We start from the raw sequence: 16827 nt of genomic DNA on the forward strand, positions 1-16827 counted from the left end.
AACGAAGAACGTCGCTGCGAAAAACCGGCGCGTTGCTTCAGCCCGCCAGACGGACCATGTCCGCCTGCGGCCCCTTCTGGCCCTGCGAGATCTCGAACTCGACCCGCTGACCCTCTTCCAGAGTGCGGTAGCCGTCCATCTGGATCGCGCTGTAGTGGACGAATACATCCGCACCACCGTCGACCGCGATGAAGCCGTACCCCTTCTCCGCGTTGAACCACTTGACGGTGCCCTGAGCCATGCCTAACTCCCCTATTACTGGCCCTTGCACAGATCCACACTTCGCGGATCCGGGTCAGACCTCACCCCCCAACGGTTGGGGGCGTGCGCCGGAACGCGTCGACCGCGGCTGAATGTATCTGTCCAACTGCCGTCTGCAACAGGTCAATCGGACGAGAAATCTGGACACGCCCGGTCGGGAATGTACGAACAATTCCCCCGAATTCAGGGCAAGTCGGGCCCCACAAAAGGAACAAAACTCGCAAATGCCGTGCACACTTTGGCTACTTCATATAGGGCGTGCGGCGCGATCAAATATGCGCCCGACATGAAATCACTACGGCGATCGGACCGGATTCCCCAACTGTACCGCGCTCAATCATAGAGAATTGCCCCCTCCGCTTCTCTCACGGAGGGGGCAATTCGATGAACAATCCGTAACCGGTATTACCCACGGTTACTACCGGCGAGTGCGGTCAGCCTCCGGCGACGGCCGGGATGATCGACACACCCGCCCCGTCCGGAGTGGCCGTCTCCAGCCCCTGCTCGAACCGCACATCGTCATCATTGACGTACACGTTCACGAACCGCCGCAGCTTGCCCTGATCATCGAGAACGCGGGCGGCGATGCCGTTGTGGTTCTTCTCCAGATCGGCGATGACCTCGGCGAGGGTCGCGCCCTCGGCCTGAACCTCGGCCTGCCCGCCCGTGTAGGTGCGCAGGATGGTGGGGATGCGAACGTTGACAGCCATGACGTGAAACCTCCGGGTACGTGCGGCAGAGCTGAAGGGGCGCGGGACTGGGCCGGTCTTACGCGAGACCGGCCTCACGGAACGAATCAAGGTTGGGCCGGATCGTCGCGGTGAGCCCGGTCCCGGCCACCGCGTCCAGCGTCTTGAGCCCATCCCCCGTGTTGAAGACGACCGTCGTCAGCGAGGGGTCGAGAACCCCGTTCTCGATCAGCTTCCGGGTGACTCCGACCGTCACCCCGCCGGCGGTCTCCGCGAAGATCCCCTCGGTCCGCGCGAGCACCTTGATCGCGTCCACGATCTGCGCGTCCGTCACATCCTCGACGGCCCCACCGGTCCGCCGGGCGATGTCGAGGACGTACGGACCGTCCGCGGGGTTGCCGATCGCGAGGGACTTGGCGATCGTGTCCGGCTTCTGCGGCCGTACGACGTCGTGGCCGGCCTTGAAGGCGACGGACACCGGCGAGCAGCCCTCGGCCTGCGCACCGAAGATCTTGTACGGCTTGTCCTCGACGAGCCCGAGCTTGATCAGCTCCTGCAGACCCTTGTCGACCTTGGTGAGCTGGGAGCCCGAGGCGATCGGAACGACGATCTGGTCCGGGAGCCGCCACCCGAGCTGCTCGCAGATCTCGTACGCCAGGGTCTTGGAGCCCTCCGCGTAGTACGGCCGGAGGTTGACGTTGACGAAGCCCCAGCCCTCGCCGGCCGGGTCGCCGATCAGCTCGGAGCAGAAGCGGTTCACGTCGTCGTAGTTGCCCTCGATGCCGACGAGTTCGCCGCCGTAGACGGCGGCCATGACGACCTTGCCCTGCTCCAGGTCGTGCGGGATGAACACGCAGGAGCGGAAGCCGGCGCGGGCGGCGGCGGCGCCGACGGCGCCGGCGAGGTTGCCGGTGGAGGAGCAGGAGAGGGTGGTGAAGCCGAAGGCGCGGGCGGCCTCCAGGGCCTGGGCGACGACGCGGTCCTTGAAGGAGTGCGTCGGGTTGCCGGAGTCGTCCTTGATGAAGAGCTTGCCGGCGTCGACGCCCAGCTCACGGGCGAGGTTGTCGGCCTTGACGAGCTTGGTCCAGCCGGGGTTGATGTTCGGCTTGTCGGCGACGTCGGCCGGAACGGGAAGGAGAGGCGCGTAACGCCAGATGTTGGCGGGCCCGGACTCGATCTTCTTCCGCAGCTCCTCCGTGTCGTACGCGGAGAAGTCGTACGCGATCTCCAGCGGCCCGAAACACTCTTCGCAGGCGAAGACGGGGCCGAGCGGGACGCGGTGACCGCACTCGCGACAGCTCAGCGCCGCGGCGGGACCGAGGTCGACGGTCGTGGAGCCGGCCTTGGAGTCGATCGAGGTGGATTCGGTTGCAACAGTCTGCGCAGCCATGTGAGGCGAGGCCCTTTCTCCTCATCTTCCTCACGACGCATCTCGCCGTGAGACGGATTTGGCACCTTCCCTAGCCGGACCTCGACACGTCGACGTGACAAGACAGCTGGAGGGTTGCCGGGGCTTCATCGGGCCGTGTCCCTCTGCCCCTCTGGATGAGCGGTATTCGGTTGTGCACGTGTGTCCACGTGTTCTGTCCAGGTGTTCCACGCAAACGACCCCCGACATGCGATGGTCATCAGCGTTGTTCAAGACTGTAACCGAAGGCCAGGACAGTTGAGGGAGCCGTCCGAACCGCGAGATGGATCACATCCCCCCTTCGATCCGCCGCTCGCCGAGAGAACGCAGAGGAGCCGCGCACTGTGCTGAAGGAAGTCGAGCGCTGGCTGAACACCCGCTCCTGGTCCGTGACCGATCGTCCGCTCCACAGGATCATGGCCGCCAAACGTGCCACGGGCCGGACCGTCAGTGTCGTCCTGCCCGCGCTCAACGAGGAGGAGACGGTCGGTGAGATCGTCGCGATCATCCGCGACGACCTGATGCGACAGGTCCCGCTCGTCGACGAGATCGTGGTCGTCGACTCCGGTTCGACCGACCGTACGTCGGAGGTCGCCGCGGCGGCCGGGGCGACGGTCGTCCACCGCGACGCGATCCTCCCGCGCATCCCGGCGGTGCCCGGCAAGGGCGAAGTGCTGTGGCGCTCCCTGCTGGTCACGACCGGCGACATCGTCTGTTTCATCGACGCGGATCTGAAGGAGTTCTCGTCCGACTTCGTCTCCGGCATCGTCGGCCCGCTGCTCACGGACCCCGACGTCGACCTGGTCAAGGCGATGTACGACCGCCCCCTCACTGTGTCCGACGGGCGTGCCTCCGGCACGACAACCGCCGGTCAGGGCGGCCGGGTGACGGAACTGATGGCCCGCCCCCTGCTGAACATGCACTGGCCCCAGCTGGCCGGCTTCGTCCAGCCGCTCGGCGGTGAGTACGCGGCCCGCCGCAGCCTCCTCGAACAGCTCCCGTTCCCCGTCGGCTACGGCGTGGAGCTGGGCATGCTGGTGGACGCCCTGCATCTGGTCGGGCTCGACGCCCTGGCCCAGGTGGACGTGGGCGTCCGCAAACACCGCCACCAGGACGGCCAGGCCCTGGGCCGCATGTCCGCGGCGATCTATCGCACCGCGCAACTCCGTCTGGCCCGGGGTCACCTGATCCGCCCGGTACTGACGCAGTTCGAACGGGGCGAGGAGGGCTTCGAGCCGCGCACGTACTCGGTGGACATGGAGGAGAGGCCGCCGATGGTGGAGATCGCGGAGTACGTGGAACGAAAGGCCGCGTGATCGAAGGGGCGGGGCCGTGGAGTGGCGACTGCGGGTACGTGGGGGCTGGTCGCACAGTTCCCCGCGCCCCTGAAAAGCCTGCGGGCGCCCCCTGCTTCAGGGGGCGCGAAGTCGAGCGTGGGGGAGCGAGCGACCACACAACCCGCACCCGCCGATACCACAGTGACCCCCGAGCCATGAGTCACTCCGTCATACGGCCGAGTCGCACGTTTGACCACCGAACCCCCTGGCTAGGTTGAGCCGTATGGCATCAACGCAAGGTGCACACGTCCTCGTCGCCTCCAACCGCGGCCCCGTCTCGTACACGCTGGACGAGGCCACGGGCGGCCTCACAGCGAAGCGCGGCGGCGGCGGCCTGGTCTCCGGCCTCTCCGCGATCGACCCGAAGTCCGGCGCGGTCTGGGTCTGCTCCGCACTGGGCGACGGCGACCGCGAGGCCGTACGCCGCGGTGTCGGCGAGCCCGGCGTACGCATGCTGGACATCCCGGCCGACGTGCACGAGGACGCGTACAACGGCATCGCGAACTCCACGCTGTGGTTCGTGCACCACATGCTGTACCAGACCCCGCTCGAACCATCGTTCGGCACCGAGTTCCGCGCGCAGTGGGCGGCGTACGAGACGTACAACCGTTCCTTCGCCGAGGCCCTGGCGGAGGAGGCGGCGGACGGCGCGGCGGTGCTCGTGCAGGACTACCACCTGGCCCTGGCGCCGAGGATGCTGCGCGAACTCCGCCCGGATCTCCGTATCGGCCACTTCTCCCACACCCCCTGGGCCCCGCCGGACTACTTCCGCCTCCTCCCCGACGACATCGCCGCGCAGGTGCTGCGCGGCATCCTCGGCGCCGACCGGGCCGCGTTCCTCACCCAGCGGTGGGCGGACGCGTTCACCGAGTGCTGTCACGCCGTACTGGGCCCCGGCATCCCGTCCGGCACCCGCATCGGGGTGCACGGGCTCGGCGCCGACGCGGACTTCCTGCGGAGCCGCGCCCACCAGGCGGACGTCGACGAACGCATGGCCGCGCTGCGGGAGCAGATCGGTACGGCCCCGGACGGCACCCCGCGCCGGACGATCGTCCGCGTCGACCGCACGGAGCTGTCCAAGAACATCGTGCGGGGCCTGCTGGCGTACCGGCAGCTCCTCGACGACCAGCCCTCCTGGCGTGAGCGCGTCGTGCACGTCGCCCTGGCGTATCCGTCCCGGCAGGACCTCGCCGTGTACCGGGACTACATGACCGAGGTGCGGCGGGTCGCCGACGAGATCAACGAGCGGTACGGGACACCGGGTTGGACCCCGGTGATCCTGTACCTCAAGGACGACTTCGCCCGCTCCCTCGCGGCGTACCGCCTCGCCGACGTCGCCCTCGTCAACCCCATCCGCGACGGCATGAACCTCGTCGCCAAGGAGGTCCCGGTCGTCTCCGACGAGGGATGCGCACTCGTGCTGTCACGTGAGGCCGGGGCGTACGAGGAGCTGGGCGACGACGCGATCGTGGTGAACCCGTACGACATCGGGGGGACCGCCGCCGCACTGCACCGGGGGTTGTCGATGGCGCCGGACGAGCGGGCTGAGCGTACGAAACGGTTGGCTGCCGCCGCGACCGGGCTCCCGCCCACCCGGTGGTTCTTGGATCAGTTGGCTGGGCTGGAGAACGCCTGACAGCCCGGGGGCAGGGTGGTTTCGGCGAGTGCGGGTACGTCGTGGCCGGTCGCGCGGTTCCCCGCGCCCCTGAAGACACGGCCCGGCGGGCCGATGAAAAGCGGGGCGCAGCCGCCACACCACCTCACCGCCCCTTTCCGCACACGGCCCTTCCTCATACGTACTCGGCGATCGTCCCCAACAACCGCACCACCCCCACCGGCCCGTCCACCACCAGGTCCGCCCGTTTCGCCAGCTCCGTGACCTCCGTGCTGCCGCTGCAGACCAGGAGGCCGAACGTGCCGTCGGCTCGTAGGGCCTCGACGGTGTCGAAGGCCGGGAGGTCGCCCAGGTCGTCGCCGGCGTAGAGGACGGCTTCGGCGTTGGTGTCGCGGACGTACTCGCGGAGCGCGACACCCTTGTCCATGCCCGGGGGGCGGAGCTCCAGGACCATGCGGCCCGGTTCGACGATCAGACCGTGGCGGGTGGCCAGGTCGGTGAGGGGGGCGCGCAGGGACTCGAAGGCCGCCTGGGGGTCGGTGGCGCGGCGGGTGTGGACGGCGATCGCCCGGCCCTTCTCCTCGACCCAGGTCCCCTGCGCGGCGCCGACCCGGTCCAGGAGCGTGGGGAGTTCGGCGCGTACGGCGGCCACGCCGGGGTGGGGCGGGGGTGCGGTGACCGCGCCGGTCGCGGCGTCCCAGCGTTCGGCGCCGTAGTGGCCGAGGACGACGAGGTGTTCCAGGCCGGGGACGCCCGCGAAGCCGCCGTACTCCACCGCGACGGCGGCCGGGCGGCCGGTGATCACGACGACGGAGGCGATCCGCGGGGCGAGCGACGCCAGCGCGGCCACCGCTTCGGGGTGGGCGCGGGCCTGCTCGGGGTCGGGCACGATCGGCGCGAGCGTGCCGTCGAAGTCGAGCGCCACCACCGCGCGGCCGGGGCGACCGAGGATCGCCTCCAGCGCGTCCCGCCCGGCCGGGGTCACGGGTGTCGGCAGGAGGGCGGAGGGTTTGTCGGGGAGTTCCATCGGGTCGTGGGGATCCTTTTCGCTGCCCATGCTCCCGACCCTAACCGCGCCCGCCCTCCTGCGGAGGAGGACCACACCAGCGGTCATCTCTCGGCCCGGCGTGTCTCCCGTATCCGTCGCAGCCGGTTCACCGTGACCGGGTCGTGGGCGAGGGCGCGCTCGTCGTCGAGGAGGGCGTTGAGCAGCTGGTAGTAGCGGACCGGGGCCAGGCCCAGCCGCTCCCGTATGGCGCGCTCCTTGGCGCCGGGGCCGGGCCAGCCCTGGCGCTCCAGCGCGAGGATGGCCTGTTCGCGCGCGTTGAGCTCGTCCATGCGAAAACCGTAACGGCCCGCACTGACAACGCCGTACGGTTCACTCCGCCTGATCCGCCACGGTCGCCACGTCCTGCAGCTGCTCAAGCACCTTCCGGGGCTCGGCGTTCGGGGCGACGGCCTTGCCGATGCGCTGCTTGACGGCGGTGCTGACCTCGGCCCAGGAGGTCTTGCCGACGGGGTAGAGCTCGGCGACGGGGAGGGCGTCGAGGAAGGGGGTGAGGTCGGCGTCGTCCTTGTCGGCGGCCATGGTCTGGGACGCGGAGGCGGTCACCGGCAGCAGGTCGTACTCGCGGGAGAAGGCGAGGACGTTCTCGTCGCTGTAGACGAAGTCGAGGAAGTCGCCGATCTCCTCGCGGTTGCCGTTCTGCTTGAAGGCCATCATCCAGTCGGTGACGCCCATGGTGGCCCGGGTCCGCCCGTCGAGGCCGGGCATGGCGGCCGTGCCGTACTCGACGCCCTGGTCGGCGGCCATGCTCATCAGGCCGGGGTGGCCGCCCAGCATGCCGACGTCGCCGCGGGCGAACGCGGCGAAGGCGTCGGCGCGGTTGAGCTTCGCGGGGGCGGTGGGCCCGGTGAGGCCCTTGTCGACGAGCTCGTCCTTGAGCCAGGTGAAGGTCCTGACGCTGTTGTCGGAGTCGAACTGGTACGTGCCGACGTCGTCGACGTACCCGGCACCGCCGCCGAGCAGCCACTGCATGGTCTCGGCCTGCGCCTCCTCCGGGCCGAGCGGCAGGGCGTACGGGATCTCGACACCGGCCTTGTCGAGGGCCTCCGCGTCGGCGGCCAGCTCGCTCCAGTTGGTCGGGGCGTCGGTGATGCCCGCGTCGGCGAAGAGCTTCTTGTTGTAGAAGAGGACGCGCGTGGACGCGGCGAACGGCATCCCGTACGGGACCCGCTTCACCTTGCCCGCGTTGGCGAGCTGGCCGAGGAAATTCGCCTGGACGGGTATGGAGAGCAGGTCGTCGACTTCGTAGAGCTCACCGGCCGAGGCGTAGTCGGCGTATGTGCCGACCTGCGCCATGTCGGGCGCCTCGCCGGCGGCGACCATCTTCTTGACCTCGCGGTCCACGTCGTTCCAGGACAGGACGGTCACGTCGATCTTGACGCGCGGGTGGTCCTTCTCGTACGCCTCGACGAGCGCGTCCCAGTACTTCTGGGAGCTGTTCTCCTTCGAATCGCCGTAGTCCGCGGCGACCAGCTTCAGGGTGACCCCGGGCCCGTTCGCCTCGGAGGCACCGCAGCCCGCAAGCGTCGCCATCAGCCCCAGCGCGGACAGCGCCGCCGTCCAGTTCCCCCTGATGCCGGTCTTGGTCCGCTGCCGCCGCTGCCGCCGCTGTAACACTTGTGCTGCCCCAACCTGTCGTACGGGCCCCGCACGCAACAGCCTGAATCACAGGCTCAGCGTTCAAGCCCGTCAATCTCGAACCTTCTCGAACTTCTCCATAAGGTCTACACCACGCAAGTGGACTAGACCTCTCGTGGGTGTACGGGTCACACTGTCACCCGTGAGACATGTCATCGCCCTCGATGTGGGCGGCACCGGGATGAAGGCCGCGCTGGTCGCGGCCGACACCGCGTCGTCCGGGGGGACAGCCCCGACAGCGCCCAGCCCTCCCGTGCTGCTGCACCAGGCACGCCGTGCCACCGGGCGCGAGCGCGGCCCGGACGCCGTGGTCGACTCCATCCTCGACTTCGCCGCCGAGCTGCGCGCCCACGGCGAACGGCACTTCGGCGAGCCCGCGGCGGCGGCCGGCGTCGCCGTCCCCGGCATCGTCGACGCCGAGCAGGGCACAGCCGTGTACGCGGCGAACCTCGGCTGGCGCGACATCCCGCTGCGCGCGCTTCTCGCCGAACGCCTCGGCGGCATCCCGGTCGCCCTCGGCCACGACGTACGCACCGGCGGGCTGGCCGAGGGGCGCGTGGGCGCGGGCCGGGGCGCGGACCGCTTTCTCTTCGTGGCGCTCGGCACCGGCATCGCCGGGGCGATCGGCGTCGACGGCCGGGTGGAGGCGGGGGCGCACGGTTTCGCGGGCGAGATCGGCCATATCGTCGTACGCCCCGGGGGCACGCCCTGCCCCTGCGGCCAGCGCGGCTGTCTGGAACGGTTCGCCTCGGCGGCGGCGGTCACCCAGTCCTGGGCCGAGGTGTCGGGCGACCCGGAGGCGGACGCGGCGGACTGCGCCAAGGCCGTGGCGTCCGGCGACCCCCTGGCGGAGGCCGTCTGGCGCCGGGCGGTCGACGCCCTCGCCGACGGCCTGGTCACCGCCCTCACCCTTCTGGACCCCCGCACCCTCATCATCGGCGGCGGCCTGGCCGAGGCCGGCGAAACCCTGTTCACCCCGCTACGGGCAGCGGTGGAACGCCGAGTCACTTTCCAGAAGATCCCGGCCATAGTCCCGGCGACCCTCGGCGACGAGGCCGGCTGCCTGGGCGCCGGCCTCATGGCCTGGGACCTCCTCACCCCCACAAACCCGGATACGGCCCCATCGGAGGCACCCCTGTGACACCGACCAAGCAGGAACTTCCCGACTCCGGTCCGGGCAGCACCGCTGAAGGCGCGCGGGGCGGTGTTGAATCTGCGGCTACCGCCGCGATGGGGGTCCCTCCCGCTCGGGCGAAGTCGAGAGCGGGGGAGCGAGCAACCACGAACAACCCGCAGCCGCCACTCAACACCACGCCCTACGTCCTCGAAGGCGCGAACGTCGTCCTCCCCACCGGCATCGTGAAAAACGGCCGAGTGGTCATCGACGGCAACCGAATCGCCGGAACCGCCCCGGAGAACGCCCCCACCATCGACCTCGGCGGCCACTGGCTGGTGCCCGGTTTCATCGACCTCCACAACCACGGCGGCGGCGGAGCCTCCTTCACCTCAGGCACGGTCGACGACGTGCTGAAGGGCATCGACACCCACCGCCGACACGGCACCACCACCCTCGTCGCCTCCGCGGTCACCGGCGACATGGACGGCCTGGTCCAACGCGCCGGTCTCCTCTCCGAGCTGGCCGAGCAGGGCGACCTCGCCGGCATCCACTTCGAGGGCCCGTTCATCAGCCCCTGCCGCAAGGGCGCCCACTCGGAGGAACTGCTCCGCGACCCGGACCCGGCGGAGGTCCGCAAACTGATCGACGCGGCGCGCGGAAGGGCCGCGATGGTGACGCTGGCCACCGAACTCCCCGGCGGCATCGAGTCCGTACGCCTCCTCGCCGACCACGGCGTCATCGCGGCGATCGGCCACACGGACGCGACGTACGAGCAGACGGTTCAGGCCATCGACGCGGGCGCGACGGTGGCGACCCACCTGTTCAACGCGATGCCCCAGCTGGGGCACAGGGAGCCCGGCCCGATCGCGGCCCTCCTCGAAGACCCCCGGATCACGGTCGAGCTGATCAACGACGGTACGCATCTGCACCCGGCCGCCCTCCAGTTGGCGTTCCATCACGCGGGCGCCGACCGGGTGGCGTTCATCACGGACGCCATGGACGCGGCGGGCTTCGGCGACGGCCGCTACTGGCTGGGCCCGCTGGAGGTCGAGGTGGCCGACGGGGTGGCCCGTCTGGTGAACGGCGGTTCGATCGCCGGCTCGACCCTGACGCTGGACCGCGCCTTCAAGCGGGCGGTCACCGTGGACCGTCTCCCGGTCGAGGACGTCGTCGCCGCCCTCTCGGCCAACCCGGCGAAGCTGCTCGGCATCGACGACCGCGTGGGCTCCCTGGAGCCGGGCAAGGACGCCGATCTCGTACTCCTCGACGCGGATTTCGAGCTGAAGGGCGTACTGCGGAAGGGCGAGTGGCTGGTGGACCCCTGGGCGGCCATGGGGAAATCGGAGGCATAGGTCCCCAACCGACCTGATCCATCCGGTTGTTGACGACTGATGTGCAATGCGGCGGTTGGCCCGAGGGGCTGGGCCGACCGCCGCTCTTTTGGCATGATCGAGCCTCCGCAACCGCGTCCGGCGCGCGCACTCTGATAATCGGTACTCGTCCGAGATCCGGCAGACGCAGCCACAACCATCGAGGGGGTAGACCCAGGTGATCCTCACGGTCACGCTGAACACCGCTCTCGACATCACCCATCGTGTGGGGGCCCTCAGGCCCCACACCACTCACCGGGTGACCGAGGTGACGGAGCGGCCCGGTGGCAAGGGTCTGAACGTGGCCCGCGTACTGGCCGCCCTCGGCCACGAGGTGACGGTCACCGGTTTCGTCGGCGGTCCGACGGGACGGGCCGTCCAGGAACAGCTGGCCCGCACGCCGGGTGTCGTGGACGCGCTGGTCCCCGTCGAGGGGTCGACGCGCCGGACGATCGCCGTGGTCGACACCACGGGTGACACGACTCAGCTCAACGAACCCGGCCCGCTGATCGCACCCGCCGAGTGGTCCGCCTTCCAGGAGGCGTACGAGGGTCTGCTGCGCTCCGCCTCGGCGGTGGCCCTGTGCGGGAGCCTGCCACCGGGGGTGCCGGTGGGGGCGTACGCGGGTCTGATCCGTACGGCGCGCACGCTGGCCGTCCCCGTGCTGCTGGACACCAGCGGCGAGCCCCTGCGGCGCGGGGTGGCGGCCCGTCCCGATGTGGTGAAGCCGAACGCCGACGAACTGGCCGAGCTCACCGGCTCCCACGAGCCGTCCCGGGCCACCCGTGACGTCCGCCGTCGCGGCGCCCACGCGGTCGTCGCCTCCCTGGGCCCCGACGGCCTCCTCGCCCACACCACCGAGGGCCACTGGCGCGCGACCCCGCCCCGCCACTTCCGCGGCAACCCCACCGGCGCGGGCGACTCGGCCATGGCCGGCCTCCTGTCGGGCCTCGTCGAACACCTCCCCTGGCCGGCCCGCCTGACCCGCGCGGTAGCCCTGTCCGCCGCGACCGTACTGACCCCGGCAGCGGGAGAGTTCAACCGCGAGGCGTACGAGCAACTACTGGACCAGGTAACGGTGACGGGCGAGGCCACGGCGGCCTGAACGGCCCCGCCGGCCGCTCGAAGCTCGCTCAGCCGTACTTGCGAGGGCTCAGCCCTTACGCAGATACAGCTGGTCGATGTTCACGTCGCAGGAGTTGCCCTGCTCGCAGGAGACCTTGACCTCGTTCGTGCCCTTGTTCAGCTGGACGGACGCCCAGGTGTACGTCCAGCCCTTCTCGTAGTCGCCCTCCGGGGCGTTCGCGAAGTTCTTGAGGTTGAGCGGGCGGCTCTGGGCCGTGCCGTTGACCGTGAGTGTGGCGTTGGCGTCCTTGCCGGGCACGCCGTAGACGACATACAGCCGGTAGGAACCGCTCTTCGGGAAGTCCTGGATCTTCCAGGTGACCGACGAGCCCACCGAGTTGAAGTTGGTGACGTAGAAGCCGCCCTCGGATTTCGCGCCCGGGACTTCCGACGCGGTGATGGCGTTTCCGCCGAGGACGAGGGTCTTCGCGTCGGCCTTCGGGAGTTCGCCGTCCTCCTCGGCCGCGGCCGACTTGCTGGCCGAGTTGCTGGGCTCGGCGCTCTCGTTGGCGGTCGGGGCCGTGGAGGCGCTGTTGTCGCCGGCGTTGTCGGTCGAGTCGTCGCCGCCGAGGATGGCGACGCCGATGCCTATGACCACGGCGGCGACGACGGCGATCGCGCCGATGAGCAGCCCCTTGGTGTTGGGGCCACGGCCGCGGCCCCCGCCGCTCCCACCGCCGTACGACTGCTGGCGGGTGGTCTGGGAGCCGTCCGGGTAGCCCCCGGGCGCCTGGGGCGCGGTCGGCTGACCGTACGCCCCCTGCGGCTGGCCGTACGCCTGCTGCTGCGGGACCTGTCCGTACTGTGCGGTGGGCGCCTGCGGAGCCTGCTGCGTCTGCTGTCCGTACTGGCGCTCACCGACCGGCCGTACCCGGTTGACGGCGTTGGGGTAGCCGTAGCTTCCCGTGGGCGGCTGGGCGCCACGGGCCTGGCCGTCGGCGTAGAGGTAGCCGAACGGGTCGTCGTCCTCGGGCGTGCTCGCGCCGTTGTTGCCGGGCGTCATCCCTAGGTCTCCTCAGCGGTGCGGTACATGCGCGTACGGGTACGGGCTTGGGTACGGGTGGGTTCGGGTGGCGGGTTCCTGCATCGGGGTGCAGGAGAGCGAGCCTACCCGCTCATGCTGAACCAAACGGGTGACTCAGGCCTCATAGTTCCGGCACTGGGCGTGTCACCAGGCCTTTTCCGGCCTCCATCATGACCGCATCGGATCTCGATCCGATCTCATCCGGCCCGCCGATGCGGTCTGGGACGAGATCGTTTCTCGACGTACATCCGCTCGTCAGCTGATTTCAACACCTCGTCCGCCGTCATGCCGCACTGTGCCCATCCGATGCCGAAGCTGGCACCGACGCGCATCGTGCGTCCGTCCACGCGGATCGGCTGGATGATTTCGTTGCGCAGCCGTACGGCGAGGTCCTGGGCGTCGGCGCGGCCTAGGCCGTCGGCGAGGACGACGAACTCGTCACCGCCGAGCCGGGCGACGGTGTCGCCGTCGCGCACGCCCCTGCTGAGCCGCCGGGCGACCTCGATGAGGACGGCGTCGCCCGCGTTGTGCCCGAACCGGTCATTGATCGACTTGAACCCGTCGAGGTCGCAGAAGAGCACCGCGAGCCCCTTGGTCCCGTCGTCCCGCTCGCTCTCGGGCGCGACCGTGTGCACATGGTGGTCGAAGGCGTCGTACGGCCCGGCCACCGCGTGGAAGTCGAAGGCGTGCCCACCGGACTCGTACGCGTCGAACGACGGGTGCGGGTGCGGCTGGCCGGCCGGGTGCTCACCGGCCCCGGGCGCGCCGAACTGTTCGCCGTACTGCCCGAAGACCGTGTCCTGTGCGAACGTCGCCATGTCCTGCGCGAAGACCGCGTCCATGGAGTCGGCCGGTGCTCCGGCGGGCAGGCTCTGCGGGCGCTGGCAGAGGCGGGCGGAGAGCCGGGAGCGCAGCTCGGCGGAGTTGGGCAGCCCGGTGAGCGCGTCGTGGGAGGCGCGATGGGCGAGCTGGAGCTCGCGGCGCTTGCGCTCCTCGATGTCCTCGACGTGGGTGAGCAGGAAGCGGGGCCCGTCGGCGGCGTCGGCCACGACGGAGTTGCGCAGGCTGACCCAGACGTACGTCCCGTCGCGGCGCCCGAGCCGCAGCTCGGCGCGCCCGCCCTCGGCGGAGGTGCGCAGGAGAGTGCCTATGTCCTCCGGGTGGACGAGATCGGAGAACGAGTACCGCCGCATCGCGGAGGCGGGCCGCCCCAGCAGCCGACACAGCGCGTCGTTCGTCCGGAGGATCCGCCCGTGCTGATCGCCGCCCATCTCGGCGATGGCCATACCGCTCGGGGCGTACTCGAACGCCTGCCGGAAGGATTCCTCACTGGCGCGCAGCGCCTGCTGCTCCCTTTCGAGCCTGACCAGCGCACGCTGCATGTTGGCGCGAAGCCGAGCGTTGCTGATCGCGATGGCGGCCTGGAAGGCGTACATCTGAAGCGCTTCACGTCCCCAGGCGCCCGGTCGCCGGCCGTTCCGCGGCCGGTCCACGGAGATCACGCCGAGCAGCTCACCGCAGGAGGAGCCGGAGCCCCCGGGGGTGTACATGGGCGCGAACAGCCGGTCCGAGGGATGCCACTCGTCCTCGAAGCGGGGCGCCGGCCCGTCGGTGTACCACTGGGGCACGTCGTCCTCGTCGAGCACCCAGCCCTCGGTGTGCGGTATGAACCGCAGGTCGCCCCAGGCCTCGCCCATGTTCAGCCGGCGGTCCCAGGAGGCGCGCGAGCCGACGCGGCCGGTGATCAGGGCCTCGGCGGCGGAGTTGCCGGAGAGGGCGGCGACGACCAGGTCGCCGTCGGGGCGGACGAGGTTCACACAGGCCAGTTCGTAGCCGAGGCCGTTGACCACACCGTCGGCGACGGTCTGCAGCGTGTCGGCCAGGCTGCGTGCGGTGTTCATGTCCGCCATCACCTGGTGCAGCTGCCGCAGCGTCGTCAGACGGACGTAAGGCTCCGACTCGGTTTCCATTCGCCCTCCCCCCGAGATCTCGTGGCAGCGCTCCAGGCTCCAGGGTTGTCGTCGTCATGTCGCGCCGCGGTAGCCTGCGTAAGTCGCGGGCTTACTACCGCTTACAAGTCCCGCTTACAGCATGCAGCGTCCCCGCCACTGAATCACAGCGCGGAGCCCACTCGGTACACAGGGTCAACAAAATATGGCTCCTGTGACTCAAGTCACAACAAAAGGTGAGCAATTGAGTGGAGTTTATGCATTTCCCTCATGCCCTCGCCGAACAGAAATCAGGACTCTGTGTAGGGGTTGTGAGCGGGGCTGAGCGAGGGGAGCCGGGGGCGGCCTAGGGTGCGTTTCATATGTGGATCTTGATGTGTCAAGATCCCACTTCGTGGGGCGGCATGATCTGACGAATACACAGTGGGCGAAGCTGGAGCCCCTGCTCCCGGTCGGCAAGAAGCCTGGACGGCCACCGGTGCACACCAAGCGGCAACTGATAGACGGCATACGGTGGCGCACCCGCGCCGGTGCTCCCTGGCGGGACGTGCCCGAGCGCTATGGCCCGTGGGAGACGGTCTACGGCCTGTTCCGCCGCTGGCAGCGGGACGGCACCTGGCACCGCATCTTCGAACAGCTGCAGGCCCAGGCCGACGCCGAGGGACTGATCACCTGGGACGTCTCGGTGGACTCGACCATCGCCCGCGCCCACCAGCATGCGGCCGGCGCCCGCAAAAAGGGGATCTGCAGATCGAGCCGCCAGGCGGTGTGTTCATCGAGCCCGACGACCACGGGCTCGGACGCTCCCGGGGCGGGCTGACAACCAAGCTCCACCTGGCGGTCGAGCAGGCCCAGAAACCGATGTCGCTGGTCATCACGGCAGGACAGCGCGGTGATTCCCCGCAGTTCCAGGTGGTCTTGGGCCGCATCCGGGTGCCCCGGCTCGGGTCGGGCCGCCCGCGCACCCGGCCGGACAAGGTGCGTGCCGACAAGGCGTACGGCTCCCGCGCGAACCGTGCCTACCTGCGCAAGCGCGGTATCCGCTGCACGATCCCGGAGAAGCGCGACCAGATCGCCAACCGCAAGAACCGCGGCTCCCACGGCGGCCGGCCACCTAAGTTCGACAAGGCCGACTACAAGGAGCGCCACGCGGTCGAGTGCGGAATCAATCGCCTCAAGCGGCACCGCGCTGTCGCCACGAGATACGACAAGTTGGCAGTTCGCTACGAGGCGACCGTGCTGGTCGCAGCCATCAACGAGTGGCTGTGACCAGCACTTTCAAAACGCACCCTAGGTCCCGAGGTCGGGGAGGGGTTCGGACCCTGGTCCGATGTGGGCGGCGAAGGCCGGGGACTAGCGTTCGAGCGTGCCGAAGACCCGAACCGCAGGCTCCCCCATGACCGGACCGTCGGACACGTTCGCGAATGCGTCCGCAACGCCCTCCGTAACACCCTCCGCGACTCCGTCCATCCCGTCCGTTCCCACCGCCCCCGCACCCGCACCCACATCCGGCGGGCATGCTGAAGGGGTGAGTGAAGACGAGTTCCGTGCGGCGATGTCCCGACTGGCCGCCGGGGTGGTGCTGGTGACCGCGCTGGAGCCGCCGCTGGATCCGGAGGGGCCGCGCGGCGAGGACGTAGGGATGACGGCGACCTCCTTCATGTCCGTCTCCCTGGACCCGCCCCTCGTCCTGGTCAGCCTCCGCGAGGGCTCCCGCATGGACGACCTCCTCGCCGAGCAGCCCCTGTGGGCCGTCTCCGTCCTCTCCGAGAACCAGCGGACCATCGCCGCCCGCTTCGCCATGAAGGGCCGCGTAAGCGACCGGCTCCTCTTCGAGGACATCCCCCGCACCCGAGGCGAAGCCACCGGCGCCCTCCTCATCACCGGCGCCCTGGCCACCCTCGAATGCCGCACCGAACAACGGGTGACCGCCGGAGACCACACGCTGGTCATCGGCCGAGTGCTGGAAGCGGGGATACCGGGATCGGACGGCGGCCCGCTGACGTACTTCCGGGGCAGATACCGCCAGCTGGGGTGACGGGGCGCGGGGCGAAGCTTCCGTGCCGCGTAAGGGGCGCGGGGCTGGGTGGAATGCGCGGCTACCGCCGCGTGGGCGCGAGCAGCCACACACAACCCGCGCGGACAAACCCACCGCAGCCACCCCCGCGCCCTTCAGCGGGGGTCTGGGGGCGGCAGCCCCAGGGATGGGACGGGTAGGGGCGGCGGGG

At 69.9% G+C, this 16827-nt stretch carries 15 protein-coding genes and 1 riboswitch; of the genes, 7 read left to right on the forward strand and 8 right to left on the reverse strand.

Annotation, left to right across the window (positions count from 1 at the left end; all coding sequences use genetic code 11):
- Nucleotides 1–37: 37 nt before the first annotated feature.
- The 3 genes from STRIP9103_RS41820 to thrC all read right to left on the reverse strand — a co-directional run bounded on the left by STRIP9103_RS41820 (nucleotide 38) and on the right by thrC (nucleotide 2340).
- The gene (locus STRIP9103_RS41820) at nucleotides 38–241 is read right to left on the reverse strand and encodes a cold-shock protein (RefSeq protein ID WP_009339379.1); all 204 of its coding nucleotides are present in this window, start codon (nucleotides 239–241) and stop codon (nucleotides 38–40) included.
- A 454-nt stretch (nucleotides 242–695) separates the two neighbouring features.
- On the reverse strand, nucleotides 696–971 hold the full coding sequence (locus STRIP9103_RS41825) for a MoaD/ThiS family protein (protein ID WP_009339358.1): 276 nt from the start codon (nucleotides 969–971) through the stop codon (nucleotides 696–698).
- Nucleotides 972–1029: 58 nt separating this feature from the next.
- A complete protein-coding gene (gene thrC / locus STRIP9103_RS41830) occupies nucleotides 1030–2340 on the reverse strand; it encodes a threonine synthase (protein WP_009339365.1) in 1311 nt (436 codons plus the stop codon).
- 18 nt (nucleotides 2341–2358) lie between these two features.
- Nucleotides 2359–2502, reverse strand: a riboswitch (SAM riboswitch).
- Nucleotides 2503–2702: 200 nt separating this feature from the next.
- On the opposite strand from thrC, the gene STRIP9103_RS41835 reads away from it, so the two are divergent.
- Together STRIP9103_RS41835 and STRIP9103_RS41840 are read left to right on the forward strand one after the other, a co-directional pair.
- Nucleotides 2703–3674 carry a glucosyl-3-phosphoglycerate synthase gene (locus STRIP9103_RS41835; RefSeq protein WP_009339384.1) on the forward strand — a complete coding sequence of 324 codons (972 nt, stop codon included), beginning with the start codon at nucleotides 2703–2705 and terminating at the stop codon, nucleotides 3672–3674.
- 244 nt (nucleotides 3675–3918) lie between these two features.
- A complete protein-coding gene (locus STRIP9103_RS41840) occupies nucleotides 3919–5331 on the forward strand; it encodes an alpha,alpha-trehalose-phosphate synthase (UDP-forming) (protein WP_009339361.1) in 1413 nt (470 codons plus the stop codon).
- 154 nt (nucleotides 5332–5485) lie between these two features.
- Here STRIP9103_RS41840 and otsB read toward each other — a convergent pair whose 3' ends face one another.
- From otsB to STRIP9103_RS41855, 3 genes are read right to left on the reverse strand one after another with little or no spacing between them, the layout of a single operon-like run.
- A complete protein-coding gene (gene otsB, locus STRIP9103_RS41845) occupies nucleotides 5486–6367 on the reverse strand; it encodes a trehalose-phosphatase (protein ID WP_009339369.1) in 882 nt (293 codons plus the stop codon).
- Nucleotides 6368–6420: 53 nt separating this feature from the next.
- A complete protein-coding gene (locus STRIP9103_RS41850) occupies nucleotides 6421–6648 on the reverse strand; it encodes a DUF3263 domain-containing protein (protein ID WP_009339367.1) in 228 nt (75 codons plus the stop codon).
- A gap of 40 nt (nucleotides 6649–6688) precedes the next feature.
- Entirely contained in the window at nucleotides 6689–7993 is a 1305-nt protein-coding gene (locus STRIP9103_RS41855; RefSeq protein ID WP_009339363.1) for an extracellular solute-binding protein, read from the reverse strand.
- Between the two features lie 163 nt (nucleotides 7994–8156).
- On the opposite strand from STRIP9103_RS41855, the gene STRIP9103_RS41860 reads away from it, so the two are divergent.
- The 3 genes from STRIP9103_RS41860 (at nucleotide 8157) to STRIP9103_RS41870 (ending at nucleotide 11606) form a co-directional block, all read left to right on the forward strand.
- The gene (locus STRIP9103_RS41860; RefSeq protein ID WP_048822016.1) at nucleotides 8157–9155 is read left to right on the forward strand and encodes an ROK family protein; all 999 of its coding nucleotides are present in this window, start codon (nucleotides 8157–8159) and stop codon (nucleotides 9153–9155) included.
- A gap of 89 nt (nucleotides 9156–9244) precedes the next feature.
- Entirely contained in the window at nucleotides 9245–10483 is a 1239-nt protein-coding gene (gene nagA, locus STRIP9103_RS41865; protein ID WP_100244127.1) for an N-acetylglucosamine-6-phosphate deacetylase, read from the forward strand.
- 196 nt (nucleotides 10484–10679) lie between these two features.
- Nucleotides 10680–11606, forward strand: coding sequence for a 1-phosphofructokinase family hexose kinase (locus STRIP9103_RS41870; RefSeq protein WP_009339387.1), 927 nt, complete (start codon nucleotides 10680–10682; stop codon nucleotides 11604–11606).
- 48 nt (nucleotides 11607–11654) lie between these two features.
- Here STRIP9103_RS41870 and STRIP9103_RS41875 read toward each other — a convergent pair whose 3' ends face one another.
- Entirely contained in the window at nucleotides 11655–12629 is a 975-nt protein-coding gene (locus tag STRIP9103_RS41875; protein WP_009339372.1) for a carbohydrate-binding protein, read from the reverse strand.
- A 218-nt stretch (nucleotides 12630–12847) separates the two neighbouring features.
- Nucleotides 12848–14620, reverse strand: coding sequence for a diguanylate cyclase CdgB (cdgB, locus tag STRIP9103_RS41880; protein ID WP_009339360.1), 1773 nt, complete (start codon nucleotides 14618–14620; stop codon nucleotides 12848–12850).
- A 373-nt stretch (nucleotides 14621–14993) separates the two neighbouring features.
- Here cdgB and STRIP9103_RS47915 point away from each other — a divergent pair.
- Both STRIP9103_RS47915 and STRIP9103_RS41895 read left to right on the forward strand, forming a co-directional pair.
- Nucleotides 14994–15868, forward strand: a protein-coding gene (locus tag STRIP9103_RS47915; protein ID WP_374005668.1) for an IS5 family transposase whose coding sequence is annotated in 2 segments (ribosomal slippage) — nucleotides 14994–15383 and nucleotides 15386–15868 — 873 coding nt in all. Because the reading frame shifts where the segments join, the coding sequence is not laid out codon by codon here.
- A gap of 259 nt (nucleotides 15869–16127) precedes the next feature.
- Nucleotides 16128–16637, forward strand: a complete 510-nt coding sequence (locus tag STRIP9103_RS41895) for a flavin reductase family protein (RefSeq protein ID WP_009339382.1) — start codon at nucleotides 16128–16130, stop codon at nucleotides 16635–16637.
- The last annotated feature ends 190 nt before the right edge of the window (nucleotides 16638–16827 follow it).

This window comes from Streptomyces ipomoeae 91-03 (assembly GCF_000317595.1).
GTDB classification, from domain to species: Bacteria; Actinomycetota; Actinomycetes; order Streptomycetales; family Streptomycetaceae; genus Streptomyces; species Streptomyces ipomoeae.

Excerpts from the sequence above, each read along its gene's own strand:
- STRIP9103_RS41825 (WP_009339358.1), bottom strand. The coding sequence starts at position 971 with ATGGCTGTCAACGTTCGCATCCCCACCATCCTGCGCACCTACACGGGC.
- STRIP9103_RS41875 (WP_009339372.1), bottom strand. The coding sequence starts at position 12,629 with ATGACGCCCGGCAACAACGGCGCGAGCACGCCCGAGGACGACGACCCG.
- nagA (WP_100244127.1), top strand. The coding sequence starts at position 9,245 with ATGGGGGTCCCTCCCGCTCGGGCGAAGTCGAGAGCGGGGGAGCGAGCA.
- STRIP9103_RS41840 (WP_009339361.1), top strand. The coding sequence starts at position 3,919 with ATGGCATCAACGCAAGGTGCACACGTCCTCGTCGCCTCCAACCGCGGC.
- otsB (WP_009339369.1), bottom strand. The coding sequence starts at position 6,367 with ATGGGCAGCGAAAAGGATCCCCACGACCCGATGGAACTCCCCGACAAA.
- STRIP9103_RS41820 (WP_009339379.1), bottom strand. The coding sequence starts at position 241 with ATGGCTCAGGGCACCGTCAAGTGGTTCAACGCGGAGAAGGGGTACGGC.
- cdgB (WP_009339360.1), bottom strand. The coding sequence starts at position 14,620 with ATGGAAACCGAGTCGGAGCCTTACGTCCGTCTGACGACGCTGCGGCAG.
- STRIP9103_RS41850 (WP_009339367.1), bottom strand. The coding sequence starts at position 6,648 with ATGGACGAGCTCAACGCGCGCGAACAGGCCATCCTCGCGCTGGAGCGC.
- thrC (WP_009339365.1), bottom strand. The coding sequence starts at position 2,340 with ATGGCTGCGCAGACTGTTGCAACCGAATCCACCTCGATCGACTCCAAG.